This window comes from Herbaspirillum sp. NPDC087042, from assembly GCF_044745245.1.
Taxonomy (GTDB): domain Bacteria; phylum Pseudomonadota; class Gammaproteobacteria; order Burkholderiales; family Burkholderiaceae_D; genus Herbaspirillum.
Map to the genome: position 1 here is coordinate 14,163 of NZ_JBIUZW010000027.1, position 22,675 is coordinate 36,837.

Below are 22,675 nucleotides of genomic sequence, written 5' to 3' on the forward strand. Positions count from 1 at the left end.
TCAGCTGGCCAGCAAGGCCAGCAGCGCCAGCAAGGCCGGCAGGCCCTGGATGTAGAGAATCGAGCGCTTGGCGGTCAAGCCGCCGTAGAGGCCGGCGACCAGGACGCAGATGACGAAGAAGAACTGCACCGGGCGTTCGCCGGTGGCGACGCTCCAGAACAGGCCGGCGGCCAGGAAACCGTTGTAGAGCCCCTGGTTGGCCGCCAGCACGCGGCTGGCTTGGGCCGCTTCACGCGACTGGCGGAAGGTCTTCAGGCCGATGGGATGGGTCCACAGGAACATTTCCAGTACCAGGATCCAGACATGTTCGAGGGCGATCAATAGCAGCAGGGCGGTGGCGAGCGTGTGCAAGGATTCTCCCTCTTGTCGTTTTCTTTATCTTGGCAAGCAAACCGGCGCCCCCTGGCGCCGGTGCTTCCGGGATCATGCCCTAATTGGCCCGGCACGCCAATGCACTTCAGGGCCTTGTCAGGAATTTCTCGGCCAGGCGCACCCAGTAGGTCGCGCCGATGGGCAGCAGATCATCGTTGAAGTCATAACTGGGGTTGTGCAGATTGCAAGGGCCCAGTCCATGGCCGTGGTCGCGGTGACCGCCGTCGCCATTGCCCAGGAATACGTAGCAGCCTGGCTTGTGCTGCAGCATGAAGGCGAAATCCTCGGCGCCCATGGTCGGCTCGGTATGCGCATCGACGCGCTCGGCGCCGAACTGTTCGGTCAGCACTTCCACGGCAAAGGCGGTTTCGCTGGCATGGTTGATCAGCGGCGGATAGTTGCGCTTGAAGCGGAATTCCACGGTGGCGTCGAAGGCAGCGGCGGTGTGCTCGGCGATCTCCTGCATGCGGCGCTCGACCAGGTCCAGCACGGGCAGGCTGAAGGTGCGCACGGTACCGATCATGGTTGCTTCGTCCGGCAGGACATTGTTGGCGCTGCCGGTATGGATCTGGGTGATGGAGACCACGGCCGGATCGTTGGGATTGACGTTGCGCGCCACGATGGTCTGCCACGATTGCGCGATCTGCACCGCCGTCATCACCGCATCGATGGCCTTGTGGGGTTGCGCCGCGTGCGAGCCACGGCCCTTGACGGTGACATGGAACTCGTTGCTGGAGGCCATCTGCGGGCCGGGCGTGACGCCGAAATGGCCGGCCGGGATGCCGGGCCAGTTGTGCATGCCGAAGACGGCATCCATGGGGTATTTCTCGAAGAGGCCATCCTGGATCATGCGCTCGGCGCCGCGTCCACCTTCCTCGGCCGGCTGGAAGATGACATAGACGGTGCCGTCGAACTGGCGATGCTGCGACAGGTAGTGCGCCGCGCCCAGCAGCATGGCGGTGTGGCCGTCATGGCCGCAGGCGTGCATCTTGCCCTCGTGGCGGGAGGCGTGGGCGAAGGTATTGAGCTCGGGCATGGGCAGGGCATCCATGTCGGCGCGCAGGCCGATGGCGCGCGGGCTGTCGCCCTGCTTGATGATGCCCACCACGCCAGTCACGCCCAGGCCGCGTACCACCGGGATACCCCATTCGGTCAGCTTCTGCGCCACCAGGTCGGAGGTGCGTACCTCTTCGTAGCCAAGTTCGGGATGGGCGTGGATGTCGCGGCGGATCTGTTGCAGTTCGGCGTGGAACTGGACGATGGGATCGATGAGTTTCATGGGGCGGCGTGGAGCAGTGCTCGGGTTCGGGTTCGGGACAAGCGGCTATCTTACCGCGCCCGCACTTATCGCAGGAAGCGCGCAATTTTGTTCAATACAGGCTTCTGCGGCCAACCTAGCATGCGCCTCTTCATTGACCCGTATGCAGAGCCGAGGCACACCGATGTTTTCTTCCGAATTCCTGTTGCTGGCGGGGGCGCACCTGCTGGCGCTGGCCAGTCCCGGCCCCGATTTCCTGTTGCTGCTGCGCGGGGGCTTGCGGCATGGGCGGGCCTATGGCCTGGGGGCCAGCCTGGGCATTGCCGTGGCCAATGGCATCTACATCGTGCTGGCACTGGCCGGCTTCAGTCTCCTGCAGCAGAGCCCGCTGCTGCTGATGGGCATGCAATGGCTGGCCAGCCTCTATCTGGCATGGCTGGGCTGGATGTTCATGCGTGCCAGCCTGGCGCCGGCGGCCCTGCCGGGTGTACAGGCGCATCCGGGGCCGCGTGCCGGGGCCGGGGCCGGCATGGTGGCGGGGTTTCTGTCGGCGGTGCTCAATCCCAAGAACGGGGTCTTCTACTTCGGCCTGTTCACGCTGATGGTGGATGCGCACACCGGGTCGGGGCGCAAGCTCTTCTATGGCATCTGGATGTTCGGCGCGGTGCTGGCCTGGGATGCGGCGCTGGTCTGTTCGATCTCGCAGCGTCGTGTGGTCGCCGCCCTGGGGAGAGCCTTGCCGCTCATCGAACGCACGGCGGGTTTGCTATTGATGATCGCGGCGGCGGCGCTGGCGGTGGTGCGTGCCGCCTGAGCCAGGGGCGCGTGCCCTTCAGCGGCGCGTGTATTGCAAGGGTGTCACGGCCACGCGTGACTTGAAGGCGCGATGGAAATGGCTCTGGTCGGCGAAGCCGGTGTCATAGGCGGTATCGGCGGCGCTGGCGCCTTGCTGCAGCAGGGCACGGGCCTGGTTGATCTTCATGTCCAGTTGCAGCGCATGGGGCGTCAGGCCATAGCGGCGGCGGAACTGGCGGATCAGCTGGTAACGGCCCATGCCGGCGACCGTGGCCAGCTCATCGAGCGCGATGCGCTGGCGGCAATGCTGTTGCAGGTGCTGGTGGGCGCGTTGCAGGCCGTCATCGTTGTCGATGCCGGTAGTCGTATCGCGCAGGCAGGCCTCGGCACACAGCAGCATGATCTCGTGCAGGCAGGTCAGCACCTCGGCCTGCAGGTCGGCATCGGGCCGCTCCAGCGCCTGCGTGAGCCGGTCCAGCAGGTGCACTGCCTGGGCCGAGTGCAACACCTGTGAATGCATGCCGGCCAGCAGGTCGCGGGTGGCAGGTGTTTCGGCCAGCAGCGCGGCCAGCCAGGGCTGGTCGATATGGAACATGCGATAGCTCCAGCATTGCAGATCGGCCGGGTTGCAGCAATGCACGTCACCGGCGCGCACCAGCACCACGTCACCGGGGGCGATGGCCTGGCTGTGGTCCGCCAGCGAGAACACGCTCTGGCCAGCATCGACGATGCCGATGGAAAAACCGGCATGGGTGTGCGGGGCATAGCAGGACAGGCTGCCGGTGGCGCGTCGTCCTTCCAGGAAGGGCAGTTCGGGGTGGCGCCAGAATTGCTGCGATGGTTGAGGATGCGTCATGGTCAGGGGGCGGCCGGGCAATCGTGATGCTGCATTTTAAGATAAAGTATCTGCCTCGCAGTATCCGTACCGACGCTGGCGTGCGCCAGCCCGTCCTTGCTTGTTGTACCGCCTATCCAGCCTATCTTCAGCCTATCTTCAGCCTTTCTTGCCATGACCACCACCATCGTCCGCGCCGCCTGCCCCCATGATTGTCCCGATACCTGCGCCCTGCTGGTGACCGTGAAGGACGGCGTGGCGACCGAGGTGCGCGGTGATCCCGATCATCCGCCGACCTCGGGCGTGCTCTGCACCAAGGTATCGCGCTATACGGAGCGCACCTATCATCCGGATCGCCTGCTCCATCCCATGCGCCGCGTCGGCAAGAAGGGCGAGGGCAAGTTCGAGCGCATCAGCTGGGACGAGGCCATCACCATCATCGCCAGCCGCCTGGGCCAGATCGCCCTGCGCGATCCGCAAGCCATCCTGCCCTACAGCTATGCCGGTACCATGGGCCTGGTGCAGGGCGAATCCATGGCCGGGCGCTTCTTCAACCGCCTGGGCGCCTCGCAGCTGGAACGGACCATCTGCTCGTCGGCCGGCAGTGCCGGTTATCGCTACACGGTCGGTGCGCGCATCGGCGCCGATCTGGAGCAGGTCAACCAGGCCAAGCTGATCCTGATCTGGGGCGGCAATCCGATTGCCTCCAACCTGCATTTCTGGACCCGCGCCCAGGCCGCCAAGCGCAATGGCGCGCGCCTGATCGCCATCGATCCCTATCGCTCGCTGACTGCCGAGAAATGCCACCAGCACATCGCCCTGCTGCCCGGCACCGATGCCGCGCTGGCGCTGGGCATGATGCAGGTGCTCATCAGCGAAGACCTGCTCGACCACGACTACATCGCCCGCCATACGCTGGGCTTCGAACAGCTGCGCGAGCGCGCCGCCGAGTGGACGCCCGAGCGTACCGCCGAGGTCTGCGGCATCAGCGTCCAGGAAGTGCTGGACCTGGCGCGCGAATACGGCCGCGTCGCGCTGACCGGCGAAGGCGCGTTGATTCGCGCCAACTACGGCCTGCAGCGTGTGCGCGGTGGCGGCATGGCGGCGCGCAATGTGGCTTGCCTGCCGGCACTGGTGGGCGCCTGGCGCCATCCGGCCGGGGGTGTGCAGATGTCCACCTCCGATACCTTCCCCAAGGATGGCGCGGCGCTGGGTCGTCCCGACCTGGGCGCGCGTCATGGCGGACCGGCCCGCACCATCAACATGAGCACCATCGGCGATGACCTGTTGAAACCGGCCTCGCCCAGCTTCGGCCCGCAGGTGGAAGCGGTGATCGTCTACAACGCCAATCCGGTCGCGGTGGCGCCGGAGTCGGCCAAGGTGGTGCAGGGCTTCGCCCGCGAGGATCTCTTCACCGTGGTGCTGGAACACTTCCAGACCGATACCGCCGACTACGCCGACATCCTGCTGCCGGCCACCACCCAGCTGGAACACGTAGACGTGCATGCCACCTACGGCCACATCTACATGATGGCCAACAACGCCGCCATCGCGCCGCTGGGCGAGTCCAAGCCGAACACCGAGATCTTCCGCCTGCTGGCCGCGGCCATGGGCTTCGACGAGGACTGCTTCAAGGACAGTGACGATGCACTGGCGGCCGTGGCGTTCCGGCGTGACCATCCGCGCAGCGCCGGCTACGACTGGCAGGCCCTCAAGCAGAAGGGCTGGCAGCGACTGAACATGCCCGATGCGCCGTTTGCGGAGGGCGGGTTTGCCACGCCCTCGGGCAAGTGCGAGTTCTATTCGGCGCAGATGCAGGCGGCGGGACTGGATCCCTTGCCGACCTATATCCCGCCCTATGAATCGGTGGTCAGCAATCCGCAGCTGGGGGCGAAATACCCGCTGGCGATGATCTCGCCGCCGGCGCGCAATTTCCTCAATTCATCCTTCGTGAACGTGCAGAGCCTGCGCGATACCGAAGGCGAACCGCATCTGGACATGCATCCCCAGGACGCCGCCGCGCGCGGCATTGCCGATGGCGATCTGGTGCGCATCTTCAATGACCGCGGCAGCATGCAGGCGCGCGTGCGCGTGACCGACAAGGCACGCGTGGGCCTGGTGGTGGGCCTGTCGATCTGGTGGAAGAAGTTTGCCGCCGACGGCAAGAATGCCAATGAAGTCACCAGTCAGCGCCTGACCGACATGGGCAATGCGCCGACCTTCTACGACGTCCTGGTGCAGGTGGAAAAACTGCAGCAGGACGCTCGACTGGCAGGCTGACCCATCATGCTGCGCCAGGCCTTGCGTGCGGTTTTGTGCGTGCTGGCCGTGGCGTGGCTGGCGGGGTGTTCCTCGCTGTCGTACTACGCCCAGGCGGCGCACGGGCAGTTCTCGCTGCTGGCGCAGGCGCGTCCGCTGGATGACTGGCTGGCCGATCCCGACACCCGGCCCACTCTCAAGGCCAAGCTGGAAACGGTGCGCCAGATCCGTCGCTTTGCCGTCACCGAGCTGGGTTTGCCGGACAACGGCAGCTATCGCAGCTATGCCCAGCTGGATCGTCCCTTCGTACTGTGGAATGTGGTGGCCGCGCCGGCGCTGTCGCTGAAGGCCAGGCAGTGGTGCTTCCCCATTGCCGGCTGCGTCGACTATCGTGGCTACTACAGCCAGCAGGCCGCGCAGGACTATGCCGCCAGCCTGCAGCAGCAGGGCTACGATGTGCAGGTGGCGGGGGTGCCGGCCTATTCGACGCTGGGCTGGTTCAATGATCCGGTCATCTCCACCTTCATCCAGTATCCCGATGGCGAGCTGGCGCGGCTGATCTTCCATGAGCTGGCGCACCAGAAGGTCTATGCACCCGATGACACGCCCTTCAATGAAGGCTTCGCCGTGGCCGTGGAGGAGCTGGGCGTGGAGCGCTGGCTGGCGGCACAGCATGATCCCCGGCTGATCGAGACCTACCAGCGCTTTGCCCAGCGCAAGCGTGATTTCCTGGCCTTGCTGGACAAATATCGCGACCAGCTCAAGGCCAATTACGACAGCCCCGCCAGCGATGCCGACAAGCTGGCCCGCAAGGCGAGTATCTTCGATGCGCTGCGTGCCGAGTATGCGCAGATGAAGACGCAGCGCTGGAACGGCTATGCCGGATACGACCGCTGGTTCGCCATGCCGCTGTCGAACGCCCATCTGGCGCTGGTGGGGACCTACCATGACCTGGTGCCGGCGTTTCGCCAGCTCTTCGCGCACAGCAGCGGCTTCCCGGATTTCTATGAAAAGGTCAGGCGACTGGCGCAGATGGACAAGTCAGCGCGCCATGCCGCCCTGGGCGATACAGCGCCGGAAAAATTGCCGGATGACACCAAGGGGCAGCCCAAGTCCGCCGCCACGGCGTATCATGCCGGGTAGCCTGTTTTGTCTTCATGACAAGCTGGCAGGCAGTCAAGCAGGGCGAAGCGGCATTGATCCGGCTTCATTTTTTACAAAAATTCATCAAGATCGCTTTAAAAGTGCTTGCCCAGGCGGCCAATGCTGGATAGCATCTGCGGTAAATAAAAAAACACTCGTGCTTTTTTCGCTGTGCGCGCCAACGCGGTGGCCTTGCATCACCGCCCGGCCCCAGCGCACGTACTGACCGGAGACTGAGGACCACACTATGGAAAGATTCTGGCTTGCATCGTATCCCGCAGGCGTCCCCGCCGACATCGACCCGGGCCGCTATGGTTCGCTGGTGCAAATGATCGATGAGGCTTTCGTCAGGCATGCCGATCGCAATGCCTACGTCTGCATGGGCAAGTACCTCAGCTACCGCGAACTGGATACCATGTCGCGCACGCTGGGTGCCTGGCTGCAAGGCCTGGGCCTGCAGAAGGGCGCACGCGTGGCGATCATGATGCCCAACGTGTTGCAATATCCGATCGCCATCGCCGCCATCCTGCGTGCGGGCTATACGGTGGTCAACGTCAATCCGCTCTACACCGCGCGCGAGCTGGAACACCAGTTGAAGGATTCCGGCGCCGAAGCCATCTTCGTGCTGGAGAACTTTGCCTGCACGCTGCAGAAGGTGGTGGCGAACACGCAGATCAAGCACATCGTGGTGGCCAGCATGGGTGACCTGCTGGGGGCGCTCAAGGGCAGCATCGTCAACCTGGTGGTGCGCCACGTCAAGAAGATGGTGCCGGCCTGGTCCCTGCCCAAGTCGGTCCGCTTCAATGAGGCGCTGTCGCAGGCACAGGGCCGGGCCCTGAAGCCGGTGGCGCTGGGTCCGGACGATGTCGCCTTCCTGCAATACACCGGTGGCACCACCGGCGTGGCCAAGGGCGCCATGCTGACCCATCGCAACCTGGTGGCCAACGTGTTGCAGGCCGAGGAATGGCTGACGCCGGCGCTGAAGTCCGGCAAGCCCATCGACCAGCTGGTGTTCGTGTGCGCCTTGCCGCTGTATCACATCTTCGCGCTGACGGTGTGCAACATGCTGGGCACGCGCGAAGGTGCGCTGAACCTCCTGATCCCCAATCCGCGCGATATCCCCGGCTTCGTCAAGGAACTGGCCAAGTACAAGGTCAATACCTTCCCGGCCGTCAACACGCTCTACAACGCGCTGCTCAACAACCCCGAGTTCGCCAAGCTGGACTTCTCCGGCTATCGCTGCTGCGTGGGTGGCGGCATGGCCGTGCAGCAGGGCGTGGCCGACAAGTGGAAGAAGCTGACCGGCTGCCCCATCATCGAAGGCTATGGCCTGTCGGAAACCTCGCCCATCGCCAGTGCCAATCCCTGCACCATCGATGAGTACACCGGCACCATCGGCCTGCCGCTGCCTTCCACCGAGATCGTCATCCTGGATGACGATGGCCAGCCAGTGCCGCTGGGCCAGCCGGGCGAGATCGCCATCCGTGGGCCGCAGGTGATGCCGGGTTACTGGCAGCGTCCTGACGAGACCGCCAAGGTCATGACACCGGATGGTTTCTTCAAGACCGGTGACGTCGGCGTGATGGATGCACTTGGCTATACCCGCATCGTCGACCGCAAGAAGGACATGATCCTGGTCTCCGGTTTCAACGTCTATCCCAACGAGATCGAGGGCGTGGTGGCGCAGCATCCAGGCGTGCTGGAATGTGCCTGCGTGGGCGTGCCCGACGAGCATACCGGCGAGGCCGTCAAGCTGTTCGTGGTGCGCAAGAACAAGGCCCTGACCAGCGAGGAACTGATGGCCTACTGCAAGGAGCAGTTCACCGGTTACAAGAAGCCCAAGTACATCGAGTTCCGCGACGAGTTGCCCAAGACCAATGTGGGCAAGATCCTTCGTCGCGAATTGCGCGATGAACCGGGCAAGGCAGCACCGCACAAGCAGGCTGCCTGAGCGTAGCAGGCCCAAGGAAAAAGCGCTGCCGGAGTGATCCGGCAGCGCTTTTTTTTTAACCTGACGAAAGCATCAGGTTTTATGTTTTGTTAGTTTTTGCTTCGTCCGCATTTAGTCCGGCACCGGCGTCAATACCGGCTTGCCGCCGAAATGCGCTTCCAGGTTGCCAAAGGCCAGGTCGGCCATCGCCGTGCGCGTGACCAGCGTGCCGCTGGCCATGTGCGGGGTCAGCACCACGTTCTCCAGCGCCGCCAGTTCGGCGGGGATGTTGGGTTCGTTCTCGAACACGTCCAGGCCGGCGCCGGCGATCCGGCCTTCCTTGAGTGCGGCGATCAGTGCGCGCTCATCGACCACCGAGCCACGCGCCACGTTGATCAGGAATCCCTTGGGGCCGAGCGCATCGAGCACCTCGGCATCGACCAGCGCGCGGGTCCCCGCGCCACCGGGGGTAATCATCACCAGGAAATCAACCGCTGCGGCCAGCGACTTGATGTCGCCCACGTAGGTGTAGGGCACGTCCTTGCGCGAGCGGTTGTGATACGAGATCTCCATGTCGAAGGCCGCCGCACGCTTGGCGATGGCTTCGCCGATGCGTCCCAGGCCGACGATGCCCAGGCGCGCGCCGCTGACCTTGGTGGTGAAGGGGAAGGGGCCGTTCTTCCACTGGCCGCTACGGGCGAAGTGGTCGGCACGCACCACGTTGCGTGCGGTGGCCAGCATCAGCGCGATGGCCAGGTCGGCGACATCGTCGTTGAGCACATTGGGCGTGTGGGTGACATGGATGCCACGCTCGCGGGCTGCCGGAACATCCACGCCGTCGTAGCCGACGCCGAAGACGGAAACGATTTCCAGCGCCGGGAAGCGCGCCATGAATTCACGGCCGACCTTGGCCTCGCCATTGGCGGCGATGCCGCGCACTTGCGGGGCGATGGCGGCGATTTGCGCGTCGCTGAGATTGTCGAGGATGAGGTTGTGGCAGGTGAAGTTCTCCTGCAGCCGGGTCAGCAGGTGTTGCGGCAGGCGGGCGACGATGAGGACGACGGGACGGCTCGATGCATTCATGATGTGAGGAGGGCAGGCGGTGAGGAAAACATGACGATACGCACCAGCGCACTGGTGCGGGCTGAAATTATTTCAACAGTGCGCGGGACGGGGCATCACAGCGCCGGGGTGATGCCGGCTTCGCGGGCCGGATCCAGCGGCGGCAGCGGACGCGGCTTGCGACTCTCGTCGGTGGCCACATAGGTCAGCGTGGCCTCGGTGACCTTGACGATCTCGGTCTGCAGGCGGTTGCGCTCGGCATAGACTTCCACGTTGACGGTGATGGAGGTATTGCCGACCTTGACGATGTCGGCATAGAAGGACAGCAGGTCGCCGACGAAAACGGGATTCTTGAACAGGAAGGAATTGACCGCGATGGTGGCGACCCGGCCATTGGCGCGGCGCGTGGCCGGCAGGGAACCGGCGATATCCACCTGGGCCATGATCCAGCCGCCGAAGACGTCGCCGTAGACGTTGGCGTCCGAGGGCATGGGCATGACGCGCAGTTGCGGATGCTTGCCCTCGGGCAGTTGCAGGGAGGGGGACTGGGACATGGTGACTCCTGGGAAAGCGGGGAAGTCCGGCGGACTTCCGGGTTGACTCTTATAATCCGGTTCTTGCGCGCAGCGCGCCAAAGGCCCCAGTGTATCGGATGTTGCGCTCTTGCTGTCCTGCTTCGCTTGCTGGCTCCTTATTGTCCTTCGTTGGCTTGGCCCTTATTCCCGGTATCTCCCATGCGCCGTTATCCGAATTCCTCCTCCTCGTCCCAGGCTCCCATCGTCCGCCAGCGCGGCGACTGGGCGGTGGTCAAGACCCTGTTGCCCTACCTGTGGACCTACAAATGGCGCGTGATGCTGGCGCTGGCCTTCCTGGTCGGCGCCAAGCTGGCCAACGTCGGCGTGCCGCTGATCCTCAAGAAGCTGGTGGACCAGATGACCATCACGCCCGCCCATCCGCAGGCCCTGCTGGTGCTGCCGCTAGGGCTGCTGGTGGCCTATGGCGCGCTGCGCCTGGCCACGGCGCTCTTTACCGAACTGCGGGAATTGATGTTCGCCCGCGTCACCCAGCGCGCCGTGCGCACCATCGCGCTGCAGGTGTTCCGTCACCTGCATGCGCTGTCGCTGCGCTTCCACCTCAATCGCCAGACCGGCGGCATGACGCGCGATATCGAACGCGGCACGCGCGGGGTCTCCACGCTGGTGTCCTATACGCTGTTCTCGATCTTGCCCACCATCATCGAGATCGTGCTGGTGCTGGCTTACCTGGTCACGCATTACGACATCTGGTTCTCCATCATCACCGCCGGTGCGCTGGTGCTCTATATCATTTTCACCATCACGGTCACGGAGTGGCGCACGCATTTCCGCCGCACCATGAACGAGCTGGATTCGCACGCCAATACCCGCGCCATCGATTCGCTGCTCAACTACGAGACGGTCAAGTATTTCAGCAACGAAGAATTCGAGGCAGGCCGCTATGACGAGGGTTTGCAGCGCTACGAGCGCGCCGCGGTGAAGTCGCAGACCTCGCTCTCGCTGCTCAACACCGGCCAGTCTGCCATCATCGCCATCGCGGTCACGCTGATCCTGTGGCGCGCCACCGCGGGCGTCATCGATGGCACGATGACGCTGGGTGACATGGTGCTGGTCAATGCCTTCATGATCCAGTTGTACATCCCGCTGAACTTCCTGGGTGTGCTCTATCGCGAGATCAAGCAGAGCCTGGCCGACATGGAACGCCTGTTCTCGCTGCTGGAAGAAAACCGCGAAGTGGCCGACCGCGCCGGCGCGCAGCCGCTCAGGACGCGCGGCGCGGAACTGCGTTTCTCGCATGTCGATTTCAGCTACGAAACAAAGCGCCAGATCCTCTTCGATGTCGATTTCACGGTGCCTGCCGGCACCACCACGGCAGTGGTCGGCCACAGTGGTTCGGGCAAGTCCACGCTGTCACGGCTGCTGTATCGCTTCTATGACGTCGATGGGGGCAGCATCAGCATCGACGGCCAGGATCTGCGCGAGGTCACGCAGGCCTCGCTGCGCCAGGCCATCGGCATTGTGCCGCAGGATACGGTGCTCTTCAACGACACCATCGAATACAACATCGCCTACGGCAAGCCGGGCGCCACGCGCGAGCAGATCGTGGCCGCGGCCAAGGCGGCCTATATCCACGACTTCATCGAATCCTTGCCCGATGGCTATGCCAGCATGGTCGGCGAGCGCGGCCTGAAACTGTCCGGCGGCGAGAAGCAGCGCGTGGCCATCGCCCGTACCCTGTTGAAGGATCCGGCCGTGCTGATCTTCGACGAGGCCACCTCGGCGCTGGATTCGCGCGCCGAACAGGCGATCCAGCAACAGCTGGAAGACATCGCCCGCGAGCGCAGCACGCTGGTGATCGCCCATCGGCTGTCCACCATCGTCAATGCGCACCAGATCCTGGTGCTCGATCATGGTCGCATCATCGAGCGAGGCACCCATGCGGGCCTGCTGGCCGCCGGTGGCCTGTATGCGCAGATGTGGCTGCGCCAGCAGGCTGGCGCCGACGAGGAGGGCGCCTCTCCCTTGCCCGAGGGCGAGGAAGTGGCCACGCCCGCCGAAGCGGATGCCGAACCCAGCATGCTGATGCCGGCGCAACGCCGCTAAGCAGTATCCGCAACGCGACCGGCTTGCGCCGGCGCGGGCGCGGCGGCACAATTCGCCCATTCGCATGAATGCATGCAACCTAGAACGGGAAGTGGGCGGGTAATGGAAAGCAAATGGCTTGAGGATTTCGTCTCCCTGGCGGAAACGCGCAGTTTCAGTCGATCGGCCGAGTTGCGGCATGTGACGCAGCCGGCCTTTTCGCGGCGCATCCAGTCGCTGGAAGCCTGGCTGGGCACCGACCTGATCGACCGCACCTCCTATCCCACCCGCCTGACGGCCGCCGGCGAAGTCTTCTACGAGCAAGCCGTGGCCATGCTGGGCCAGATCAACAACACCCGCGCCCTGTTGCGTGGCAAACGGCCCACCGCCCAGACCACCATCGATTTTGCAGTGCCGCATACGCTCTCGCTGACCTACATGCCCAAGTGGCTCAGTTCGCTGGAGTCGGGCTTCGGTTCCATCAATACGCGCCTGATCGCACTCAACGTCCACGATGCCGTCATGACCATCGTCGAAGGCGGCTGTGACCTGCTGCTGTGCTATCACCACCCGCGCCAGCCGGTGCAGCTCGATGCCAGCCGCTACGACATGCTCACCATGGGCACCGAGACCCTGCGTCCCTATTCGCGCTGCGACCGCAATGGCAAGCCCGATTACGTCTTCCCGGGCAGTTCCAAGGCGCCGGTCCCCTTCCTGTCCTACACCAGCAACGCCTACCTGGGACGCATGGTGGAGTTGATGATGTCGGACACCAAACGCCCGCTGCACCTGGTCAAGCACTACGAGACCGATATGTCCGAGAGCCTCAAGATGATGGCGCTGGAGGGCCATGGGGTGGCCTTCCTGCCGGAGTCCTCGGTGGTGCGCGAAGTGCGCAATCGCCAGCTGGCACGCACCGATGGCCCGGTGGGCGAATGGGAGGTCGAGATGGAGATCCGTCTCTATCGCGAACGCCCCACCGCGCAGCGTACCGGCAAGGCGCTGGTGGCACGTTTGTGGGAGTACCTGAGCGAGCAGGATGTGCAGCGACAGGAGCGCCAGGAACGCCAGAAGGGCAGTGGAACCGGCGCCGGAAAGGCAGCCTCGGCCAAGCCGGCGCGTTCCGCCGAGAAGCGTGATTCCTGAGGAAAATGGAAGCCTCTATATCCCGCAATGCCGCATGCAGAAAGGGATTGCAAAGGTTATGCATCCGTTGCATAGTTACATGCTCACAAAGCATTAGCCTAGTTTTGGTCGGCTGGCTACGATGGCGGCGCTGAATCGGACAGGCACGAATTTCCAGCAGGCGCGACAGGCGCCAGGCTGGCACGGCGCGACTCCGTGGCCGCCCTTGATTGCGCTTCGAGCGCGTCTTGCAGGCCGGCCTTGACGGAGTAAGATGCCCTGGCGAACGTCGGAATTTGGAAGCCTTTTTGTCCTGAACAGCACGGCAACCCAAAGGAGCGATTGCATCATGTCGAACGTACCTAATCACGAAGTGCCTTCCTATCTCGTCCCGCACGGCATCGGCCCGTGGGGCGTCTATCTCGAACAGATCGACCGCGTGACGCCTTACCTGGGCTCGCTGGCGCGCTGGGTGGAAACCCTGAAGCGCCCCAAGCGTATCCTGGTGGTGGACGTGCCCATCGAGCGCGATGACGGCACCATCGCCCACTTCGAAGGCTACCGCGTGCAGCACAACACCTCGCGCGGCCCCGGCAAGGGCGGCGTGCGTTTCCACCAGGACGTGACGCTCTCCGAAGTGATGGCGCTGTCGGCCTGGATGACCGTCAAGAATGCCGCCGTGAACGTGCCCTATGGTGGCGCCAAGGGCGGTATCCGTGTCGATCCCAAGACCCTCTCCCGTGGTGAACTGCAGCGCGTCACGCGCCGCTACACCAGCGAGATCGGCATCATCATCGGCCCCAACAAGGATATCCCGGCGCCGGACGTCAACACCGATTCGCAGATCATGGCCTGGATGATGGATACCTATTCCATGAACCAGGGCAGCACCTCCTCGGGTGTGGTCACCGGCAAGCCCATTTCGCTGGGTGGCAGCCTGGGTCGTCATGAAGCGACCGGTCGTGGCGTGTTCGTGGTCGGCTGCGAAGCCGCCGCCAAGCGTGGCCTGGACATCAAGGATGCCAAGGTTGCCGTGCAGGGCTTCGGCAACGTCGGCGGCATCGCCGCACGCCTGTTCTCCGAGGCGGGTTCCAAGGTGGTGGCGGTGCAGGATCATGTGACCACCGTCTTCAATGCAGGTGGCCTGGATGTCGTGGCACTGCAAGCCTACGTGGCCAAGAACGGCAGCGTGAAGGGCTTCACCGGTGCCGACGAGATCACCGATCGCGCCCAATTCTGGTCGGTCGATTGCGACATTCTGGTGCCTGCCGCACTGGAACAGCAAATCACCGAAGCCAACGCCAATCACATCAAGGCCAAGATCATCCTGGAAGGCGCCAATGGCCCGACCACGCCGGCGGCCGACGACATCCTGCGCGACAAGGGCGTGCTGATCGTCCCCGACGTGATTGCCAACGCCGGTGGCGTGACCGTGAGTTACTTCGAGTGGGTGCAGGACTTCTCCAGCTTCTTCTGGACCGAAGACGAAATCAACCTGCGTCTGACCCGCATCATGCGCGAAGCCTTCACCGCCGTGTGGCAGCTGGCCGATGAAAAGAATGTGTCGCTGCGTACCGCGGCCTTCATCGTCGCTTGCACGCGCGTGCTGCAGGCACGCGAGATGCGCGGCCTGTATCCGTGATATCGCGCAAGTCGTAAAAGAAAACGCAGCCAGAGACGGCGTCACAAGACCGTCGGCTGCCAGACAGCAGTCAAGGAGGAGACGTGGTTGCAGTGCGCATGCGCACCGCAGGCCAGCAAGCCTTGCGGGGCAGGACCGTTCATGAAGGACCCGGCATGACCATGCCGGGCGCTGCTGCATGTGCGCTTGATGCGCATGATGCCGGCGCAGCGCAGCATCGCCTGCCGTCGTGCAGCGACGATGTGGTGCGCTGTTCTCCCATTCTTTCTCTCCCTTACCCGCTGTTTCCGCTGTTTCCGCAGTCTCTCCAGCAGTTCATTGCGTCGGGCTACAACCCGCGTTCCACCTGGCATTTCGCCGGCCTTATCCAGTCTCCTGATGATTCCCTTGCCGCTCCTGCGCATCGCCTGCGCGAGCTGCCTGGTCACGCCTTCGCTACCTGCATCCTGCAGCGCAGCGAGGAGCGTGTGCAGGACTCTTCTGGCATGGATATTGCTGACGATAAAGCCGGGATTGCCGTGGTGCGGCCAGTCCGCAGGCGCGTCGCAAGGCAGGATCGCGATGCCTCGCAGTCGACGCGGAGAGTAGCGGTGACGAGACGATGTGTCGCGTCCCGTGCCATATCGGCATGAGGGTTTTTGCGGATTGCATGACCGGGTAGCATATGTCGTACAATGCGCCCGCCGAGTGTTGCGTATCAGTAATTTGTCAGTAACTGGTTCACCGTGGGGGTGGTTTCCGCAAGGAGTCGCCAGGTGTGGATCAATCAATGCTGGCAAAGATGTGTGTAAGCACAGAGAATAGGCATCACGGCAGAGAACAAGAACAGGTCCCCTCGATAGGGCCGGACGGCCGTTCTTCGCGGCGGTGCAAGCTGTTGCGGGGTAGGGCTTTTGATACACTACGTAAAAAATTTTTCCAGGAGGTCACACAATGAAGTTATTGAAGCTAGCAGGGGTTTTGGTCGGGGCAAGCGTTCTGATGAGCTCGGTTCACGCTGAGGAATTCACCGGCCGTCTGAAGAAGATCAAGGAATCCGGCACCCTGACTCTGGGCGTGCGCGATTCGTCGATTCCTTTCTCGTATCTGGATGACAAGCAGTCCTACCAGGGCTACTCGATCGACCTGTGCCTGAAGGCCGCGACCGCGATCCAGAAGAAGCTGGGCCTGACCTCGCTGAACATCAAGATGGTTCCGGTGACCTCGGCCACCCGTATCCCCCTGATCGCCAACGGCACCACCGACATCTCCTGCGACTCCGCGACCAACAACCAGGAACGCTGGAACCAGGTGGCTTTCTCGGTGACCGAATTCGTGACCGCCAACAAGTTCCTGTCCAAGAAGGCTGCGAACCTGAAGACCCTGGATGACCTGAAGGGCAAGACCGTGGTCTCGACCTCCGGTACTTCCAACCTGAAGCAGATCACCGCGCTGAACGCCGAACGCAACCTGGGCATGAACATCCTGGCTGCCAAGGACCACGCCGAAGCCTTCCTGATGGTGGAAACCGGCCGTGCCGCCGCCTTCGTGATGGACGACATCCTGCTGTCCTCGCTGGCTGCGAACTCCAAGGCGCCTGGCGATTACCAGGTGTCCTCGGAAGCCCTGTCGGTCGAGCCGTACGGCCTGATCCTGCCCAAGGGTGATAACGAGTTCAAGAAGGTCGTGGACGATGCGCTGACCGTGGTCTACAAGGGCGACGACATCAAGAAGATCTACGCCAAGTGGTTCCAGTCGCCGATCCCGCCCAAGGGTGTGAACCTGAACGTGCCGATGAGCCCGCAACTGACCACCGTGATGGCCAAGCCGACCGATTCCTACGATCCGGCCGCCTATGCAGTGGTGCCGGAAGCCCAGAAGAACATGGGCAAGAAGAAGTAATCGGCGCATTGCCTGGTGCAATCTGACGAAACGGGGGCCTGTCCCCCGTTTTGTTTAGACGGTGTCAAAGCGCTTGCTCCAGGGCAAGGGCTTTTTTCCACGACACCGGACTGACCGTACAAGACGTAGAAGAAGCGGCGCGGCATTTGCCTGGTGACCGCGCCCGACAGATACACGACTCGACACAGACTCGAACCACAGACGAGGCCATTTATGCACTACAACTGGAATTGGGGGATTTTCTGGGAGATGTCTCCCGATGGCATCCCCTACATCGATACGCTGCTGGCCGGCCTGAAATGGACCCTGGCCACCGCCGCCTGCGCCTGGATCATGGCACTGATCCTGGGCACCATCTTCGGCACCCTGCGCACCACGACCAAGCCATGGGTCGTGCGCCTTGCCAACGGCTATGTGGAACTGTTCCGCAACATCCCGTTGCTGGTGCAGATGTTCCTCTGGTACTTCGTGATGCCCGAACTGCTGCCGGGCGCCATCGGCGACTGGATCAAGAGCCTGCCGGATGCCTCCTTCGTGACGGCCACCCTGGCGCTGGGCTTCTTCACCTCGTCGCGCGTGGCGGTCCAGGTGACGACCGGCATCCAGGCCCTGCCGCGCGGCCAGCGCATGGCCGGCGCCGCGCTGGGCCTGACCCCGGTGCAGACCTATCGCTATGTGCTGCTGCCGATGGCCTTCCGCATCATCATTCCGGCGCTGACCAATGAATTCGCCGCGATCATCAAGAACAGCTCGGTGGCCCTGACCATCGGCCTGGTCGAACTGACCGCCGCGACCTACTCGATGCGCGAATTCACCTTCCAGACCTTCGAGGCGCTGACCGGTGCCACCATCATCTACCTGATCATTTCCGTCATCGCGCTGCTGGCAGCACGCCTGCTGGAAAAGGTCACCGCCGTTCCGGGCTACATCACCGGCGGCAGCACCAGCGCAGGGGGGCATTGATCCATGTTCAGCAATTTCGATTTCGACGTCATCCAGCGCTCCTGGGTCTATCTCTTCACGACCGGCCTGAAGTTCACGCTCATCCTGACCTTCTCGGCCATGCTGGGCGGGATCATCCTGGGCACGCTCTTGGCCATGATGCGCCTGTCGTCCAACAAGCCGCTGTCGTTCGTGGCGACTACCTACGTCAACCTGATCCGCTCGATTCCGCTGGTGCTGGTGATTTTCTGGTTCTACTTCCTGGTGCCCTTCATCGGCGCCTGGATCATCGGTGCCTCCGAGCCTATCCAGGTCGGCGCGTTCCAGTCGGCCCTGATCACCTTCATCCTGTTCGAAGCCGCGTACTATTGCGAGATCATGCGTTCGGGCATCCAGTCCATCCCGCGTGGCCAGGTCTTCGCCGGCTATGCGATCGGCATGAACTACTGGCAGATGATGGGCAACGTGGTGCTGCCGCAGGCCTTCCGCAACATGACCCCGATCCTCTTGACCCAGACCATCGTGCTGTTCCAGGACGTGTCGCTGGTCTACGTGCTGGGTTCGGTGCCGGACTTCGTCACCAGCGCTTCCAAGATCGCCCAGCGTGACGGTCGCCTGGTGGAAATGTACCTGTTCGTGGCCGTGGTGTACTTCGTGCTCAGCTTTGGTCTGTCGACCCTGGTCAAGCGCTACCAGAAGAAGATCGCCATCATCCGCTAAGCCTTATGACGGCCGCCGCCCGGTGGGGCGGGCGGCCCAGTGAATTCAGAAATCCAGGAGAAACAAATGATCGAACTCAATAACGTCAGCAAGTGGTATGGCAGCTTCCAGGTCCTGACCGACTGCTCGACTTCCGTCAAGAAGGGCGATGTGGTGGTGGTGTGCGGCCCGTCGGGCTCGGGCAAGTCCACCCTGATCAAGACCGTCAACGGCCTGGAGCCGTTCCAGAAAGGCACCATCACCGTCGATGGCGTCTCGGTGGGCGACCCCAAGACCAACCTGTCCAAGCTGCGCGCGCGCATCGGCATGGTGTTCCAGAACTTCGAGCTGTTCCCGCACCTGTCGATCCGCGAGAACCTGACCATCGGCCAGGTCAAGGTGCTGGGTCGTTCCAAGGAAGAGGCGACCGAGAAGGGCCTGAAGTACCTGGACCGCGTGGGCCTGCTGGCGCACAAGGACAAGTTCCCCGGCCAGCTCTCCGGCGGCCAGCAGCAGCGCGTGGCGATCGCTCGCGCGCTGTCGATGGACCCGATCGCCATGCTGTTCGACGAACCGACTTCGGCGCTGGACCCGGAAATGATCAATGAAGTGCTGGACGTCATGGTCGGCCTGGCCCAGGAAGGCATGACCATGATGGTCGTGACCCACGAAATGGGCTTCGCCCGCAAGGTCGCCAACCGCGTGGTCTTCATGGACAAGGGCGTGGTCGTCGAGGATTGCGCCAAGGACGAGTTCTTCGCCCAGCCGCGTTCGGAACGCGCGCGCGACTTCCTGGCCAAGATCATCACCCACTAAGCCAGACTCCGCAGCACCCATGGCAGGGGCCGCACCGGCAACGGTGCGGCCTTTGTCGTTTGGGCTACATCAAAATGGCCGCAGGATGGCGCGCCCGGAGTGCTTGACGGCTACGGTAGAATGTCGCTCTTGAGACATCGCGGCAGGCTCTCCACAGCCCGTATCGGCCGGATGCCTTACCCAACACGCCCACTCCAGACCGAAAGACCATTGCAATGAGCAACGTATTGACCATCACCCGCCCGGACGACTGGCACCTGCACCTGCGCGACGGCGCCACCATGCAGGACGTGCTGCCGCACACCGCGCGCCAGTTCGCCCGCGCCATCGTCATGCCCAACCTGAAGCCGCCGGTGACTACCACCGCCCAGGCGGGTGCCTACCGTGATCGCATCCTGGCGGCGTTGCCGGCCGGCATGCAGTTCGAGCCGCTGATGGTGCTCTACCTGACCGACAATACCCCGCCCGAGGAAATCCGCCGCGCCAAGGAAAGCGGCTTCGTCAAGGCGGTCAAACTCTATCCGGCCGGCGCCACCACCAACTCGGACGCCGGCGTGACCGACCTGTCCAAGTGCTACAAGACCCTGGAAGTACTGCAGGAAGTGGGCATGCCCTTCCTGGTCCATGGTGAGGTGACGGACCCTGAGATCGACCTGTTCGACCGCGAGGCGGTGTTCATCGACCGCATCATGAAGCCGCTGCGCCAGGCCATGCCCGAGCTGAAGGTGGTCTTCGAACACATCACCACCAAGGAAGCCGCCCAGTACGTGCTGGCCGGTGAAGGCCCGACCGCCGCCACCATCACGGCGCACCACCTGCTGTTCAACCGTAACGAGATCTTCAAGGGCGGCATCCGTCCGCACTACTACTGCCTGCCGGTCCTGAAGCGCGAGACCCATCGCCAGGCCCTGGTGGCCGCTGCAACGTCGGGCCACGACAAGTTCTTCCTGGGCACCGATTCGGCGCCGCACGCCAAGGGCGCCAAGGAACACGCCTGTGGCTGTGCCGGCTGCTACACCGCGCTGCATGCGCTGGAGCTGTATGCGCAAGCCTTCGACCAGGTCGGTGCGCTGGACAAGTTCGAAGCCTTCGCCAGCTTCAATGGTCCGGACTTCTACAACCTGCCGCGCAACACCGGCACCGTCTCGCTCAAGCGTGAAAGCTGGACCATCCCGGCCGAGTTGCCCATGGGCGACGCGACCGTGGTGCCGCTGTCGGCCGGCGAGCAGATCAACTGGAAGATGGCCTGACCCTGGCTGGTCGGCCCTGTTCCTGCGTCCCCGGTCCGGGGTGGGCAATGATGGACCGGGATCTTATTCAACAAGAGAAAGGCGAGGTGTATGCAATTCGTCGATGAACTGATTGCCGATGTGGACAAGGCGCTGCGCGTGATCAATGGCGTGGTGTTCGAGAGCCGTCCCAATCCCGGGCGGGGCTTGCCGGACGGCGTCATGAACGAGGCCGAGAAGCGCCACGCGGCCGGCCTGATGCGGGTCAACAATGTCGGGGAGGTCTGTGCCCAGGCGCTGTACGACGCACAGGGCCGCTTCGCGCAGACGCCCGAGATCAAGCAGGCCTTTGCGCACGCGGGTATCGAGGAAGAAGATCACCTGGCCTGGACTGCCGAACGCCTGCGCGAACTGGGCTCGCACACCAGCCTGCTCAATCCGCTCTGGTACGGTGGCGCCTACGTGCTGGGCAGCATTGCCGCGCGCCTGGGTGATGCTCGCAACCTGGGCTTTGTTTCAGAGACCGAGCGCCAGGTGGAGCATCACCTGATGGGCCATCTGGACAAGCTGCCGGCGCAGGACAACCGCTCCCGCGCCATCGTCGACCAGATGCGCATCGACGAGATCGAGCACGGCCAGGCCGCGCGCGACCTGGGTGCGGCCGAGATGCCGGCGCCGGTGAAGGGCTTGATGAAGGCCATGGCCAAGGTCATGACCACGGTGGCTTATCGTATATGAGCGTATCTGAGCGTATCTGAGGACATCTGCGCCCCGTTTCCCGGGCGATGGGACATGAAAAAAGCGGCCTCGGCCGCTTTTTTCATTGGAACATCTGCGCGCTCACTGTTGCTGCTGGGCGGCGGCCGACGAGATGTCGGTGAGGTCGTCGATGATCTCGAAGGAGTGGGTGATCTCGGCGGTCTTCTCCAGCATGATCGAGGCCGAGCAGTACTTGTCGTGGGACAGCTTGATGGCGCGTTCCACCACGTTGGTCTTGAGGTTGCGGCCACGCACGGTGAAGTGGAAATGGATCTTGGTGAAGACCTTGGGGTCGGTCTCGGCGCGCTCGGACTTCAGGGTCACGTCGCAGCCGCGCACGTCCTGGCCGCTCTTGCGCAGGATCACCACCACGTCATAGGCGGTGCAGCCACCGGTGCCGGCCAGCACCACTTCCATCGGACGCGGTGCCAGGTTGCGACCGCCGCCGTCAGGTGCGCCGTCCATCGTCAGCAGGTGGCCCGAGCCCGTTTCAGCCGTAAAGGTCATGCCGGACAAGCCGGTCCAGCGCACTGTGCATTCCATCTGTATCGTCCAATCGGTTGAGTGAAGCTCCGTATTGTAGCTTTTGATCGCCGATGTCGCTGCGGGATCGCAGCGCGGATGGCCGGGTGTGGTGATGAATGGCGATTTTTGCGTTGCAGAAAAATTATCGTGGTGCTATCACTTTTCGCATCCTGCCAAGTGCGGTCATCGCTTCTGCAAGGCACTGTCCGCACCAGTTTCAGACAGTTACAAATAAATGTGAAGATCGTTATTGCAATGCACAAACCGCTTTGCTATATTGAATTCAACGGAAGTATTTGCAGCACGTAACCATGTCTCCTCCACCCTCCTCATTGGTGTGGATTAAACCCGGAACCACAGTGTCCGGGTTTTTTTTGTCCTTTTTTCGGCAGGATGCGTTTCCCTGGCGCAATGAAGTCAGGGCGCTAAGTCCGGGAAATTATCTTCCGGGCAATCAAATCGCCCCCATTCCCATCCGATTGGCCTCTGTACGCCACACATTCCCCGAAACCTTTTGACGCTAAGTCCTTGAAAAGGCTATACTTGCGGGCTTTCCCATGCGCTCGGGAAGATAAAAGGATGAGTCCGCGAAGCGAAATACCAAGGACAGCAGGCATCACAAGCTGGCCAGCATGACCGGAACCGCCACTTTGAGCGTTTATACATTGATAGAGAAAGTCAAACATGAAGACCTTTTCCGCTAAAGCCCATGAGGTTCAGCGCGAGTGGTTCGTGATTGACGCGACGGACTTGGTCCTCGGACGTGTTGCCAGCGAAGTGGCACT

General features: G+C 63.0%; 20 protein-coding genes and 1 pseudogene. 15 read left to right on the forward strand and 6 right to left on the reverse strand.

Translation table 11 applies throughout. The features are described from left to right. Together ACIPHN_RS24520 and ACIPHN_RS24525 are read right to left on the reverse strand one after the other, a co-directional pair. Positions 1-351 (reverse strand): DUF1304 domain-containing protein, encoded by a 351-nt coding sequence (locus tag ACIPHN_RS24520; RefSeq protein ID WP_400441447.1) that lies wholly within the window; start codon positions 349-351, stop codon positions 1-3. 106 nt (positions 352-457) lie between these two features. Then, entirely contained in the window at positions 458-1,651 is a 1,194-nt protein-coding gene (locus ACIPHN_RS24525; RefSeq protein WP_400441450.1) for a M20 aminoacylase family protein, read from the reverse strand. 163 nt (positions 1,652-1,814) lie between these two features. Between ACIPHN_RS24525 and ACIPHN_RS24530 the strand changes: the two genes are divergently transcribed. Beyond that, positions 1,815-2,444, forward strand: a complete 630-nt coding sequence (locus ACIPHN_RS24530; protein WP_400441452.1) for a LysE family translocator — start codon at positions 1,815-1,817, stop codon at positions 2,442-2,444. An 18-nt stretch (positions 2,445-2,462) separates the two neighbouring features. Here ACIPHN_RS24530 and ACIPHN_RS24535 read toward each other — a convergent pair whose 3' ends face one another. Continuing rightward, positions 2,463-3,281: a helix-turn-helix domain-containing protein gene (locus tag ACIPHN_RS24535; protein WP_400441455.1), complete on the reverse strand. Its 819-nt coding sequence runs from the start codon at positions 3,279-3,281 to the stop codon at positions 2,463-2,465. A gap of 153 nt (positions 3,282-3,434) precedes the next feature. Here ACIPHN_RS24535 and ACIPHN_RS24540 point away from each other — a divergent pair, with 153 nt between their 5' ends. The 3 genes from ACIPHN_RS24540 to ACIPHN_RS24550 all read left to right on the forward strand — a co-directional run bounded on the left by ACIPHN_RS24540 (position 3,435) and on the right by ACIPHN_RS24550 (position 8,613). Then, positions 3,435-5,540 carry a molybdopterin-dependent oxidoreductase gene (locus tag ACIPHN_RS24540; RefSeq protein ID WP_400441458.1) on the forward strand — a complete coding sequence of 702 codons (2,106 nt, stop codon included), beginning with the start codon at positions 3,435-3,437 and terminating at the stop codon, positions 5,538-5,540. 6 nt (positions 5,541-5,546) lie between these two features. Further along, positions 5,547-6,662, forward strand: a complete 1,116-nt coding sequence (locus tag ACIPHN_RS24545; protein ID WP_400441460.1) for an aminopeptidase — start codon at positions 5,547-5,549, stop codon at positions 6,660-6,662. 247 nt (positions 6,663-6,909) lie between these two features. After that, positions 6,910-8,613, forward strand: coding sequence for a long-chain fatty acid--CoA ligase (locus tag ACIPHN_RS24550; protein ID WP_400441463.1), 1,704 nt, complete (start codon positions 6,910-6,912; stop codon positions 8,611-8,613). 111 nt (positions 8,614-8,724) lie between these two features. Here ACIPHN_RS24550 and ACIPHN_RS24555 read toward each other — a convergent pair whose 3' ends face one another. Both ACIPHN_RS24555 and ACIPHN_RS24560 read right to left on the reverse strand, forming a co-directional pair. Beyond that, on the reverse strand, positions 8,725-9,675 hold the full coding sequence (locus ACIPHN_RS24555) for a 2-hydroxyacid dehydrogenase (protein ID WP_400441466.1): 951 nt from the start codon (positions 9,673-9,675) through the stop codon (positions 8,725-8,727). A 95-nt stretch (positions 9,676-9,770) separates the two neighbouring features. After that, positions 9,771-10,208, reverse strand: a complete 438-nt coding sequence (locus ACIPHN_RS24560) for an acyl-CoA thioesterase (RefSeq protein ID WP_400441468.1) — start codon at positions 10,206-10,208, stop codon at positions 9,771-9,773. 180 nt (positions 10,209-10,388) lie between these two features. On the opposite strand from ACIPHN_RS24560, the gene ACIPHN_RS24565 reads away from it, so the two are divergent. From ACIPHN_RS24565 to coq7, 10 genes are all read left to right on the forward strand, one after another. Beyond that, positions 10,389-12,293, forward strand: coding sequence for an ABCB family ABC transporter ATP-binding protein/permease (locus tag ACIPHN_RS24565; RefSeq protein WP_400441470.1), 1,905 nt, complete (start codon positions 10,389-10,391; stop codon positions 12,291-12,293). A gap of 102 nt (positions 12,294-12,395) precedes the next feature. Further along, positions 12,396-13,418: a LysR family transcriptional regulator gene (locus ACIPHN_RS24570; protein WP_400441472.1), complete on the forward strand. Its 1,023-nt coding sequence runs from the start codon at positions 12,396-12,398 to the stop codon at positions 13,416-13,418. A 328-nt stretch (positions 13,419-13,746) separates the two neighbouring features. After that, positions 13,747-15,039 (forward strand): Glu/Leu/Phe/Val dehydrogenase, encoded by a 1,293-nt coding sequence (locus tag ACIPHN_RS24575; RefSeq protein WP_400441474.1) that lies wholly within the window; start codon positions 13,747-13,749, stop codon positions 15,037-15,039. A 98-nt stretch (positions 15,040-15,137) separates the two neighbouring features. Beyond that, positions 15,138-15,671 carry a hypothetical protein gene (locus tag ACIPHN_RS24580; RefSeq protein WP_400441477.1) on the forward strand — a complete coding sequence of 178 codons (534 nt, stop codon included), beginning with the start codon at positions 15,138-15,140 and terminating at the stop codon, positions 15,669-15,671. Between the two features lie 301 nt (positions 15,672-15,972). Further along, complete coding sequence (locus ACIPHN_RS24585) at positions 15,973-16,920, forward strand: amino acid ABC transporter substrate-binding protein (RefSeq protein ID WP_400441479.1); 948 nt, start codon at positions 15,973-15,975, stop codon at positions 16,918-16,920. Positions 16,921-17,133: 213 nt separating this feature from the next. Then, the gene (locus tag ACIPHN_RS24590) at positions 17,134-17,883 is read left to right on the forward strand and encodes an amino acid ABC transporter permease (protein ID WP_400441481.1); all 750 of its coding nucleotides are present in this window, start codon (positions 17,134-17,136) and stop codon (positions 17,881-17,883) included. 3 nt (positions 17,884-17,886) lie between these two features. Further along, the gene (locus tag ACIPHN_RS24595) at positions 17,887-18,582 is read left to right on the forward strand and encodes an amino acid ABC transporter permease (RefSeq protein ID WP_198981622.1); all 696 of its coding nucleotides are present in this window, start codon (positions 17,887-17,889) and stop codon (positions 18,580-18,582) included. Positions 18,583-18,648: 66 nt separating this feature from the next. Beyond that, the gene (locus ACIPHN_RS24600; protein ID WP_400441484.1) at positions 18,649-19,377 is read left to right on the forward strand and encodes an amino acid ABC transporter ATP-binding protein; all 729 of its coding nucleotides are present in this window, start codon (positions 18,649-18,651) and stop codon (positions 19,375-19,377) included. A 215-nt stretch (positions 19,378-19,592) separates the two neighbouring features. Further along, the gene (pyrC, locus tag ACIPHN_RS24605; protein ID WP_400441487.1) at positions 19,593-20,627 is read left to right on the forward strand and encodes a dihydroorotase; all 1,035 of its coding nucleotides are present in this window, start codon (positions 19,593-19,595) and stop codon (positions 20,625-20,627) included. A gap of 90 nt (positions 20,628-20,717) precedes the next feature. Further along, positions 20,718-21,344 (forward strand): 2-polyprenyl-3-methyl-6-methoxy-1,4-benzoquinone monooxygenase, encoded by a 627-nt coding sequence (coq7, locus tag ACIPHN_RS24610; protein ID WP_400441490.1) that lies wholly within the window; start codon positions 20,718-20,720, stop codon positions 21,342-21,344. Positions 21,345-21,446: 102 nt separating this feature from the next. On the opposite strand, the gene ACIPHN_RS24615 is transcribed toward coq7, so the two are convergent. After that, entirely contained in the window at positions 21,447-21,908 is a 462-nt protein-coding gene (locus tag ACIPHN_RS24615) for an OsmC family protein (protein ID WP_400441493.1), read from the reverse strand. A gap of 666 nt (positions 21,909-22,574) precedes the next feature. Between ACIPHN_RS24615 and ACIPHN_RS24620 the strand changes: the two are divergent. Beyond that, positions 22,575-22,675, forward strand: a pseudogene (locus tag ACIPHN_RS24620) (50S ribosomal protein L13); the annotation flags it as partial.

Bases quoted from the DNA above. Each gene is read 5' to 3' on its own strand.
- ACIPHN_RS24570 (WP_400441472.1), top strand. From the start codon at position 12,396: ATGGAAAGCAAATGGCTTGAGGATTTCGTCTCCCTGGCGGAAACGCGC.
- ACIPHN_RS24535 (WP_400441455.1), bottom strand. From the start codon at position 3,281: ATGACGCATCCTCAACCATCGCAGCAATTCTGGCGCCACCCCGAACTG.
- ACIPHN_RS24545 (WP_400441460.1), top strand. From the start codon at position 5,547: ATGCTGCGCCAGGCCTTGCGTGCGGTTTTGTGCGTGCTGGCCGTGGCG.
- ACIPHN_RS24550 (WP_400441463.1), top strand. From the start codon at position 6,910: ATGGAAAGATTCTGGCTTGCATCGTATCCCGCAGGCGTCCCCGCCGAC.
- pyrC (WP_400441487.1), top strand. From the start codon at position 19,593: ATGAGCAACGTATTGACCATCACCCGCCCGGACGACTGGCACCTGCAC.
- ACIPHN_RS24595 (WP_198981622.1), top strand. From the start codon at position 17,887: ATGTTCAGCAATTTCGATTTCGACGTCATCCAGCGCTCCTGGGTCTAT.
- coq7 (WP_400441490.1), top strand. From the start codon at position 20,718: ATGCAATTCGTCGATGAACTGATTGCCGATGTGGACAAGGCGCTGCGC.
- ACIPHN_RS24615 (WP_400441493.1), bottom strand. From the start codon at position 21,908: ATGGAATGCACAGTGCGCTGGACCGGCTTGTCCGGCATGACCTTTACG.
- ACIPHN_RS24555 (WP_400441466.1), bottom strand. From the start codon at position 9,675: ATGAATGCATCGAGCCGTCCCGTCGTCCTCATCGTCGCCCGCCTGCCG.
- ACIPHN_RS24575 (WP_400441474.1), top strand. From the start codon at position 13,747: ATGTCGAACGTACCTAATCACGAAGTGCCTTCCTATCTCGTCCCGCAC.
- ACIPHN_RS24590 (WP_400441481.1), top strand. From the start codon at position 17,134: ATGCACTACAACTGGAATTGGGGGATTTTCTGGGAGATGTCTCCCGAT.
- ACIPHN_RS24565 (WP_400441470.1), top strand. From the start codon at position 10,389: ATGCGCCGTTATCCGAATTCCTCCTCCTCGTCCCAGGCTCCCATCGTC.
- ACIPHN_RS24530 (WP_400441452.1), top strand. From the start codon at position 1,815: ATGTTTTCTTCCGAATTCCTGTTGCTGGCGGGGGCGCACCTGCTGGCG.
- ACIPHN_RS24580 (WP_400441477.1), top strand. From the start codon at position 15,138: ATGCGCACCGCAGGCCAGCAAGCCTTGCGGGGCAGGACCGTTCATGAA.
- ACIPHN_RS24540 (WP_400441458.1), top strand. From the start codon at position 3,435: ATGACCACCACCATCGTCCGCGCCGCCTGCCCCCATGATTGTCCCGAT.
- ACIPHN_RS24600 (WP_400441484.1), top strand. From the start codon at position 18,649: ATGATCGAACTCAATAACGTCAGCAAGTGGTATGGCAGCTTCCAGGTC.
- ACIPHN_RS24525 (WP_400441450.1), bottom strand. From the start codon at position 1,651: ATGAAACTCATCGATCCCATCGTCCAGTTCCACGCCGAACTGCAACAG.
- ACIPHN_RS24560 (WP_400441468.1), bottom strand. From the start codon at position 10,208: ATGTCCCAGTCCCCCTCCCTGCAACTGCCCGAGGGCAAGCATCCGCAA.
- ACIPHN_RS24585 (WP_400441479.1), top strand. From the start codon at position 15,973: ATGAAGTTATTGAAGCTAGCAGGGGTTTTGGTCGGGGCAAGCGTTCTG.